General features: G+C 66.3%; 11 protein-coding genes. 6 read left to right on the top strand and 5 right to left on the bottom strand.

Features of this window, described 5'->3' with window-relative positions; all coding sequences use genetic code 11:
- Positions 1 to 118 precede the first annotated feature (118 nt).
- Complete coding sequence (locus Q2M23_RS38565; RefSeq protein WP_316398840.1) at positions 119 to 1,345, bottom strand: TetR/AcrR family transcriptional regulator; 1,227 nt, start codon at positions 1,343 to 1,345, stop codon at positions 119 to 121.
- 246 nt (positions 1,346 to 1,591) lie between these two features.
- Here Q2M23_RS38565 and Q2M23_RS38560 point away from each other — a divergent pair, with 246 nt between their 5' ends.
- Together Q2M23_RS38560 and Q2M23_RS38555 are read left to right on the top strand one after the other, a co-directional pair.
- On the top strand, positions 1,592 to 2,656 hold the full coding sequence (locus Q2M23_RS38560) for a ketopantoate reductase family protein (RefSeq protein ID WP_253604417.1): 1,065 nt from the start codon (positions 1,592 to 1,594) through the stop codon (positions 2,654 to 2,656).
- A 141-nt stretch (positions 2,657 to 2,797) separates the two neighbouring features.
- Entirely contained in the window at positions 2,798 to 2,992 is a 195-nt protein-coding gene (locus tag Q2M23_RS38555) for a hypothetical protein (protein WP_076827654.1), read from the top strand.
- 5 nt (positions 2,993 to 2,997) lie between these two features.
- Here Q2M23_RS38555 and rnk read toward each other — a convergent pair whose 3' ends face one another.
- The 3 genes from rnk to Q2M23_RS38540 form a co-directional block, all read right to left on the bottom strand.
- On the bottom strand, positions 2,998 to 3,417 hold the full coding sequence (gene rnk, locus Q2M23_RS38550; RefSeq protein WP_283064740.1) for a nucleoside diphosphate kinase regulator: 420 nt from the start codon (positions 3,415 to 3,417) through the stop codon (positions 2,998 to 3,000).
- A 299-nt stretch (positions 3,418 to 3,716) separates the two neighbouring features.
- Positions 3,717 to 4,247, bottom strand: coding sequence for a chromate transporter (locus Q2M23_RS38545; protein WP_057017908.1), 531 nt, complete (start codon positions 4,245 to 4,247; stop codon positions 3,717 to 3,719).
- Positions 4,244 to 4,810, bottom strand: coding sequence for a chromate transporter (locus Q2M23_RS38540; RefSeq protein ID WP_076827649.1), 567 nt, complete (start codon positions 4,808 to 4,810; stop codon positions 4,244 to 4,246). Before Q2M23_RS38540 ends, Q2M23_RS38545 begins: the two co-directional genes overlap by 4 nt.
- Before the next feature lie 113 nt (positions 4,811 to 4,923).
- On the opposite strand from Q2M23_RS38540, the gene Q2M23_RS38535 reads away from it, so the two are divergent.
- The 3 genes from Q2M23_RS38535 to Q2M23_RS38525 all read left to right on the top strand — a co-directional run bounded on the left by Q2M23_RS38535 (position 4,924) and on the right by Q2M23_RS38525 (position 6,657).
- On the top strand, positions 4,924 to 5,547 hold the full coding sequence (locus Q2M23_RS38535) for a LysR family transcriptional regulator (protein WP_316398839.1): 624 nt from the start codon (positions 4,924 to 4,926) through the stop codon (positions 5,545 to 5,547).
- Positions 5,432 to 5,836: a LysR substrate-binding domain-containing protein gene (locus Q2M23_RS38530; protein WP_316398838.1), complete on the top strand. Its 405-nt coding sequence runs from the start codon at positions 5,432 to 5,434 to the stop codon at positions 5,834 to 5,836. The genes Q2M23_RS38535 and Q2M23_RS38530 overlap by 116 nt, the downstream gene beginning before the upstream one ends.
- A 191-nt stretch (positions 5,837 to 6,027) precedes the next feature.
- Positions 6,028 to 6,657, top strand: coding sequence for a carboxymuconolactone decarboxylase family protein (locus Q2M23_RS38525; protein ID WP_316398837.1), 630 nt, complete (start codon positions 6,028 to 6,030; stop codon positions 6,655 to 6,657).
- Here the strand turns inward: Q2M23_RS38525 and Q2M23_RS38520 are convergent.
- On the bottom strand, positions 6,633 to 7,628 hold the full coding sequence (locus tag Q2M23_RS38520; RefSeq protein ID WP_229192419.1) for a GlxA family transcriptional regulator: 996 nt from the start codon (positions 7,626 to 7,628) through the stop codon (positions 6,633 to 6,635). The two genes, Q2M23_RS38525 and Q2M23_RS38520, sit on opposite strands and share 25 nt — an antisense overlap.
- Before the next feature lie 64 nt (positions 7,629 to 7,692).
- On the opposite strand from Q2M23_RS38520, the gene Q2M23_RS38515 reads away from it, so the two are divergent.
- The gene (locus tag Q2M23_RS38515; RefSeq protein WP_316398836.1) at positions 7,693 to 8,466 is read left to right on the top strand and encodes a DJ-1/PfpI family protein; all 774 of its coding nucleotides are present in this window, start codon (positions 7,693 to 7,695) and stop codon (positions 8,464 to 8,466) included.
- Position 8,467: the final 1 nt, after the last annotated feature.

Genomic DNA, 8,467 nt, shown 5'->3' with positions numbered 1-8,467 from the left:
CAGCCGTCGGAAATCAACCATCTCACCTGACCAGATGGAGCTCCACTATGCCTGAATTTCCCCGGACACCCCTGCCTTTCAGGGGGAAGGGGAAACCGGGATCGCTACCGTGGCGGATCTAGCCTGGATGTCGGCGCGGCTTGAGGCCCGCGAGGAATAGCCGCGCGAAATGATCGGCGATCTCGGCTGGAGACCAGTCACGCCTGGTCTTGAACCAGATCGGATACCAGTGGCCCATTCCGGTGAGAATGCGCTCCGCGAAATAGGTATCGATGCGGCGGAAACGGCCCTCGTCGACCCAGCGCTGATAGCTGTTCTGGTCTTGCCGGATCGTCGCCAGCACGTCTCCGACATAGGCTTTTCGGTCTGCGTCGTTGAGATAGTTGATGTTGTGGTAGGTCGTCTTTGGGCCGCAGGGCGTGTCGTGCAGCATCAGCAGCAGGCGAATTCGCTGCACGATGTGATCGAATGCTCCAAGGCTGTGCTCTTGCAGATGCTCGCGAACGCTGACCTCGCCGGCGAGCCCGCGTCGCAGGCAGGCCAGCAACAGGCTCTCCTTTTCACTGAAATGATAGTAGATGCCGGCGCGGGTCATGCCCGCATCGGCTGCGATGCTCTCGAGCGACGTGCCCGAGGCGCCCCTTCGGTTGAAGCTGTCGGAGGCGATCGACAGCATCCTGTCGAACTTGGCGGCCCGCTTGTTCAACGCTGCGCGAGCCTCGAGAAAAGGGGCGAGGCTGAGCGGCTCGGGCATTTTGGGGAGCGCGATCTCGCGCCGGTAGACGCCATGCGTGATGATGTCGTCGATGGCATCGATCGCCTGTTGCCGCGTGTAGTAGTCGCGTTCGGACAGCCAGAACGGAACCCAGTCCAGGATGGAGATCAGCGCCACCGCCGTGAGCAGCGGCTCGTCGCAGGCGATCGAGCCGTCCGCCACGCCCCGATCGAGGATGTCCGCCAGCAGCGCGGCGTTCTGCCAGCGCTTGGCATGGACCTCGCTGCTGTAGGGCGCCGCCAGCGCATCGATATCGCTGAACAGGATCATGCGCTGGCCTTCGGGCCTCAGCCTGCCGCGCACGAAGCGCCTGATGATCTCGAGCCCGTCGATGCCGGGCTCGGCGGCCGCCTCGATCTCGTGGCGATAGATCGCAAGGCCGCGCAGATAGCAGTGGAAGATCAGATCTTCCTTGTCGCGGAAATAGTGATACAGCGCGCCCGGCACGGCCTGCACCGATGCTGCGACCTGCTCCATCGTCACGTTGGCATAGGAGTGGCGGGCAAACAGCCGGGAAGCTGAGACGAGGATTTCTTCAGCCCGATCCGTCGGGTCGGCGGCGACTTGCAAGCTCGAATGCCCTTCTTGACCGCGGAACGAAAGTCCGCACGCGAGATAATCCCCTTGGCAGCCGCTTGTCGATCTGCGATAGACGGTGGCATACCATACACCAGCGGGTCTTGATTGTCTGGTGATTTGGCGACCGTCGGCCCGTGGATGCGGGACGACCAATATCGACCGGGCATCGGTTCGGCAGCAGCTTCGGACAGGATTTTGGAGAGCAAGCCTTTCGCGAGAAGGGCTATTGGAGAGAGCATGGCGCGCAACATTCTGATTTTGGGAGCTTCCTACGGCTCCCTGCTGGGGACCAAGCTGCTGATGGCGGGTCACAACGTCTCCCTGGTGTGCCGGAAGAACACCGCCGACCTGATCAACCGCGAAGGCACCGAGGTGCGGATCAAGCTGCGCGACGAGAAGGAGCACCGCTCGATCTTCTCGCGCGATCTGCCGGGCAAGCTCGATGCCGTCACGCCCGCCGATGTCGACGTGTCGCGCTACGACATGGTCGGCCTTGCGATGCAGGAGCCGCAATACACCAACCACACGGTTCGCGTGCTGATGATCAAGATCGCGGCGGCGAAGCTGCCCTGCCTGTCGATCATGAACATGCCGCCGTTGCCGTATCTGAAGCGGATCCCCGCACTCGCCGGCATGGACCTCGAGGAGGCCTACACCAACGCGCAGGTGTGGGAGCGCTTCGAGCCGGGCCTCGTCACGCTGTGCTCGCCCGATCCGCAGGCCTTCCGTCCGCCGGAGGAGAAGGCCAATGTGCTGCATGTCGGCCTGCCGACCAACTTCAAGGCCTCCGCCTTCGCCGACGACAAGCACAACAAGGTGCTGCGCGAGCTCGAAGCCGACATCGACGCGGTGACGCTCGACGGCCAGGACGTTCCGGTGAAGCTGAAGGTGTTCGATTCGCTGTTCGTGCCGCTGGCGAAGTGGTCGATGCTGCTGACCGGCAACTATCGCTGCATCACGCCGACGGAGCCGCAATCGATCCGCGATGCCGTGCACAGCGACCTGACGCGCTCGCAGGCGATCTATGATCATGTCGACGCCATCGCGCGCAAGCTCGGCGCCGATCCCGCGGATCAGGTGCCGTTCGCGAAATACGCCAAGGCCGCGGAAAGCCTGCTCAAGCCGTCATCGGCGGCCCGCGCGGTCGCCGCCGGGGCGCCCTTCATAGAACGCGTCGACCTGCTGGTGAAGCTGATCTCGCATCAGCTCGGCACGCCGAGCGCCGAGATCGACCGCACGGTCGAGACCGTCGATCAGAAGCTGAACGAGAAGATCGTGCAGGGCGGCTCCGGCGCGGAGTAACCGAATGCGTTGACGGCGGGGGCAGGAACGCCCTCGCCATGCATCGGCGATCTGCAATGCACGCAATCGCGGTTGCCGGACGCATGGCTCGACCTGTCCAGATGAGGTAGACTCGCTCAGCTGCGGTTGGGAGCAACGGACATGCCGAGCAAATCGCTTCCTCTCCTTGCAATCTACGGCGACCTCGATCGCGCACGCGACATCATGCGCGCCTGGCAGCCGCTCGATCACCTCTCCCCCGAAGACGCCGAGATCGTCGTGAAGGCGATCGCCGAGGGCATCGCGCGCGGGCGCCGGCACGGGATCGAGATGGGACAGTGTCATCAGGCGGCGTAAAGCCGCTAGCCCTCATGTGTCACGGCAAGGATCGTCACCGAACGCGTCTGCTGGCTCGGCGTCTGAAAATCGATCGTCTGGCCAACCGACAATCCGATCAGCGCGGCACCGACCGGCGTCAGCACCGAGATGCGCCGCAGCGCGATGTCGGCTTCGTGCGGATAGACGAGCACGACCTCCCTGACGTCGCCGGTCTCGTCGTCGCGGTAGCGCACAAGCGAGCCCATGCGGACCACGTCATGCAGATCGGCATCGTCGGCGACCAGCTGGGCGCGGTCCGTCTCGCGTGCGAGGAACTGGGCGACGCGGGGAAACACCGCCATGCTGGAATCGGCCAGCGCACTGAGGCGATGCGCCTCGCTCGCGGTGATCACGATCGGCGGCAATGCCGGGGCGGTAAAGCTGTTCTGAATGGTTCGGGTCATGTGGGTTGATCTTTGCGGTTGATCGGAGGCGCACGAGCGCCGGCGCGCGGACATCTCGCGACGCGACGGACTGAAATGATTTGGTGACGTAGAGGAATCCGGACGGCGCGCGATCGCCGGCCGGCTAATTGCCTGCGTGCAGACGTCCGGCGCGCAATTCGCGGCGCGCAATACGGGTGTCGATGCGGAGCGTGTCGATCATGGCATTATCAACATAGCCGCTGGCGACGTCGCATCCATTGCGGCGAAAGCGCGCACATCGCCGCGTGGAACGAGACGCCATCGCCGCAAGCAGAGCGTCAGGGCTGTCCGATGCCGGACAGGCCGAGCACCGCGCCGGCGGCGAGCGCGACAAGCGGATGGATGCGCGTCGTGGTGGTGGCGATCGCGACGCCGGCCGCGATCAGGATGGTGCCCCAGCTCGAGGCCGATGCGTGGGTGATGACGATGGCGCTGGCCGTGACGAGCCCGGCGGTGACCGGAACCAGCCCCGCCTGCACGGTGCGGCGCCAGGGCCGGTCCTTGAAGCGTTCCCAGAGCCGCAGCGCGAAGCCTGTCACCAGCGACGACGGCCCGAACTTGGCGAGCGATGTCACCAGCACGCCGGAGAAGCCCGCGACATGCCAGCCGACCAGCGGCACCACCATCATGTTCGGCCCGGGTGCTGCCTGCGCCAGCGCGAACAGCGCGCCGAATTCCTGCGCCGTCATCCAGTGATGGACGTCGACCACCTGACGCTGCATCTCCGGCAGGATGGTGTTGCCGCCGCCGAAGGCGAGCAACGACAGCTCGGCGAAGATCAGCGCGAGCGTGACGAGGGTTGCGCTCATGACGCCTGCCTCGACCGGAGAACAATGCTGAGCGGCGCGAGCGTCAGCAGGGTCGGCAGCAGCGGCAAGCGGAACACGGCGATCGCCAGCACGCACAGCGCGCCGATGAAGAGGCCGAGCACATCGCGCCGCAGCGGCCAGGCGATCTTGATCGCCGTGGAAATCAGGAGCCCGGCCGCCGCGGCGGCGAGGCCACCGAATAGATGACGGACGACCGGGTCGTCGGCGAAGCGGCCATAGATCACACCAAGGCCGATCACGACCGCGGTCGGCACCGCTATCAGGCCGAGGATCGCTGCGAACGCGCCGGGAATGCCGCGAAACTTCAGCCCGACCGCGACCGACATGTTGATGATGTTGCCTCCGGGCAGGAACTGGCACAGCCCGAGCAGGTCGGTGAACTCCGCGCCGGTGAGCCAGCCGCGCTTCTCCACCATCATGTGGCGCGCCAGCGGCAGCACGCCGCCGAAGCCGGTCAGTCCGAGGATGAAGAAGCCCGTGAACAACTCGCCGACGTCAGGTGCGTGATGCTTAGTGGTTTGCGCGGCGGGGATGGCGTCCATCGGCGGGGCGGCTCCGGTTCGATTTGTTCTTGAGCCGACTCTAGTTGGCCGCGTGACAAATTTCCAATATATGGATACGGGAATTCGCATATCTGTTGCATATGGATCGCCCGATGATCGAACTGCGCCATCTCCGCTATGCCGTCGCGGTCGCCGAGGAAGGCCATATCACCCGCGCCGCCGCGCGGCTCGGCATCCAGCAGCCGCCGCTGAGCCAGCAGATCCGCGCGCTGGAAGCCGCGATCGGCGCGCCGCTGTTTCGCCGGCAGCCGCGCGGGGTCGAGCTGACCGCGGCCGGCCGTGCCTTCGTCGGCAAGGCGCGCGCGATCCTACGCGACGCCGACCTCGCGGTGGAGGCCGCGCGCCGCGCGAGCCGCGGCCAGGAGGGGCAGCTTGCGATCGGCTTCACCTCTTCGGCCGCCTTCCATCCTTTCGTCACCGGCGTGATGCGCGAAATGCGCGAGCGCGCGCCGGCGATCACGCTGTCGCTCGAGGAGGCCTCGACCGGCGAGCTGATCGCAGCCGTCGAGGCCGATCGGCTCGATGCCGCATTCGTGCGTGCGCCAGGCGAGCGGCTGGAGAACGATCACGCGTCTGCTCGACGAGGAGATGGTGGTCGCATTGCCGGACCATCATCCGCGCGCCCGCAAGGACACCCGCCGGCGGATTTCGCTGGCCTCGCTCGCCGAAGAGCCGCTGATCCTCTACCGCCGTCCGACCGGGCCCGGCCTCTATGACAGCATCATCGCCGCCTGCCGCGCCGCGGGCTTCAGCCCGAAGGTGGCGCAGGAGGCGACGCGGATGGTGTCGACGCTGAGCCTGGTCGCAGCGGGCCTCGGCATTTCGATCGTGCCGGAATCGATGGCGCGGCTCGAGACCGCCGGCGTGTCCTATCTCCGCCTCGACCGCGCCACCGGCCTCGTCGCGCCGCTCGCGCTGGCGCGCAAGAAGGGCCCCGCCGCCGGCACGCTTGGCCGTCTGCTCGGGATCGTGACGCGACGGGTGAAGGACCGTGCCGGCGACTAGTGGAGTCTGCGCGACGTAGCCCAACGTCGCCGCTGCCCCCAGTGGCGCGGAACGTGGGGAGTTTGGCGAACGCGCGCGTCAGGGCGGGTCTAGATAGCTTCCATCGAATCCGGTTGCCCGCGCGCGGATCGCAACAGCTCAGCTGCGTCCGGAGGACTCGGGTTCAATCAACACCGCGAAAGGCATTTCCGATGGCGCGTTTTCCTGTCCATACGCTCGAGTCTGCCCCCGAAGCCTCGAGGCCTACTTTGCGCCAGGTCGAGGCGCGGTTTGGCATGATCCCGAACCTTGCGGCGGCGATGGCGACGTCGCCCGTGCTGATCCAGAGCTTCCTCGGCATCTTCGACAAGGTTCACGGCGGCAGCTTCACCGAGCAGCAGATCCAGACCGTGCTGCTCACCGACGCGGTGACCAATGGCTGCGCCTGGGCGGTCGCGCTGCATTCCGCGCTCGGCTTGCAGGCTGGGCTCGATCCGGCCGATGTCGACGCGATGCGTGCCGGCCGCTCGCCTGCCGACAAGACGCTCGGCGCGCTCTCGACGCTGGCGCGGTCGCTGATCGAAAAGCGTGGGCGGCTCGACGACGAGGAGATCGAACGATTCCTGGCAGCCGGGTTCTACAAGGATCTCGTGCTTGAGGTGATCACCATCGTGGCGGCGTCGACCATCACCAACTACACCGGCAGCGTCACCAATCCGCCGCTGGAGGCGGCGTTGCAGGAATATGCCTGGAACGGCTTAGACGGTCTCGCCTGGCGTCAATCATTGCACGTCGACCGCGCGGCCGGCCGTGCGCGTCAGAGCGCAAACCTGGCGCGATAGTCCTGCGGCGTGGTCGACAGCAGGCGCAGGAAGCTGCGCCGCATCGTTTCCTCCGACCCGAAGCCGCAGCGCTGTGAGATGCGCTTGATCGGCAGGCGCGTTTCCGAGAGCAGATGCCGCGCGCCCTCGACCCGGAGCCGCTCGATTGCGCGTGCCGGCGTCAAGCCGGTCGCTTCGGCGTAATGGCGGCTGAAGCTGCGCTCGCTCATGCCGGCCTGTTTCGCCAGCGTCGACAGCGAGAGGTCGCCGGCCAGATGGTTGCTGATCCAGTCGTGCAGCGCGCTGAACCTGTCGTCGGTGGCTTGCAGCGACAGGATTTCGCTGAATTGCGCCTGTCCGCCCGGCCGTTTGAAAAACACGACGAGATAGCGGGCGACGGCAAGCGCCGCCGTGCGGCCGAGATCCTCCTCCAGCAGCGCCAGCGCCAGATCGATGCCGGAGGTGACGCCGGCCGACGTCCAGAACGAACCGTCGCGCACGAAGATCGGATCGGGCTCGACGCGGACATCGGGAAAACGCTCGGCGAGCTCTGCGCAAAATCCCCAATGGGTCGCGGCACGCCGGCCATCGAGCACGCCCGATGCGGCGAGCAGGAACGCGCCGGTGCAGACCGATGCGGTGCGGCGCGCCTGCCCGGCGCGTTCGCGCACCCAGTCCACCAGGACGGCATCGGCCGCCGCGGCGTTGACGCCGTCGCCGCCCGGAATCACCAGCGTGTCGACCGGGCTGCCGATCGCGGGCAGCGGATGCACCGCGAGCCCGACGCCGGCGGACGACTCGACGTGTGAGCCATCCTTTGCAACGACGCGGACTTCATATGGCTCGGCGTTGCCTGCCTTGGCCGCCAGCGCATTGGCGGACGCGAACACCTGCAATGGCCCGGTGACGTCAAGCAACTGCACGGCCGGATAGGCCAGCACTTCGATCGAGCGGCGGCGGTTTGGCGAAAAACGTGGGCTGGTTGGCGTCATCGCCGAAACCTGCCGCGCTAGATTCGCTTTGTCCATAGCGCAAGGAAAGTTCGAGGGAAGTTCGATGATCGCTCACGATGTTCATCTGCGGATCGGTTCGCTGCTGTTCGAAGGCGTCGACCAAATCGATTTGACCGGGCCGTTCGAGGTGCTGTCGCGGATTCCGAATTCGACCTACCGCATCTACGGCAAGACCGCCGAGCCGGTCCGCGACATCAAGGGATTGCGGCTGACACCGGATGCGACGCTGGCCGATGCGCCGCCGCTCGACGTGCTGCATGTGCCGGGCGGCTTCGGTCAGCAAGCCCTGATGGAGGACACGGAGGTGCTCGGCTGGATCAACCGGCAGGCGGCGGGGGCGTGCCGCATCTTCTCGGTCTGCACGGGCGCGCTGATCTGCGGAGCGGCCGGCCTGCTGAAGGGGCGCAGGGCGACGACGCATTGGGCGTCGTTTCATCTGCTGCCGTTGTTCGGCGCTACGCCCGTGAACCAACGCGTGGTGGTGGACGGAAGCTTCGTCTTTGCCGCCGGAGTCACGGCAGGCATCGATGGCGCATTGCGGCTCGCGGCTGAACTGCGCGGCGACGATGCCGCGCGCGCGATCCAGCTCTATATGGTGTATGCGCCGGAGCCGCCGTTCGACAGCGGCACGCCGGAGACCGCGCCACCCGAAATCCTGCAGCAGTCGCGCCAGGCCGTGCGCGCGATCACGGAGCAGCGGGAGGAAACCGCGCGCCGTGTCGCGGCGAGGCTGGGCGTCACCGTGCAGGAGAGTGAGTGCAGGCTTTTGCCGAACACTCGATTCGGTGTCACCTCGCCCGGCGTGCGGGCCCCGTAAG

Origin of the sequence: Bradyrhizobium sp. 33ap4 (assembly GCF_032654765.1) — a bacterium.
In the GTDB taxonomy this organism is placed as follows: Bacteria; Pseudomonadota; Alphaproteobacteria; order Rhizobiales; family Xanthobacteraceae; genus Bradyrhizobium; species Bradyrhizobium australafricanum.
The sequence above is the reverse complement of the archived record's forward strand: the minus strand, read 5'-3'. Positions and strand labels throughout refer to the sequence as shown.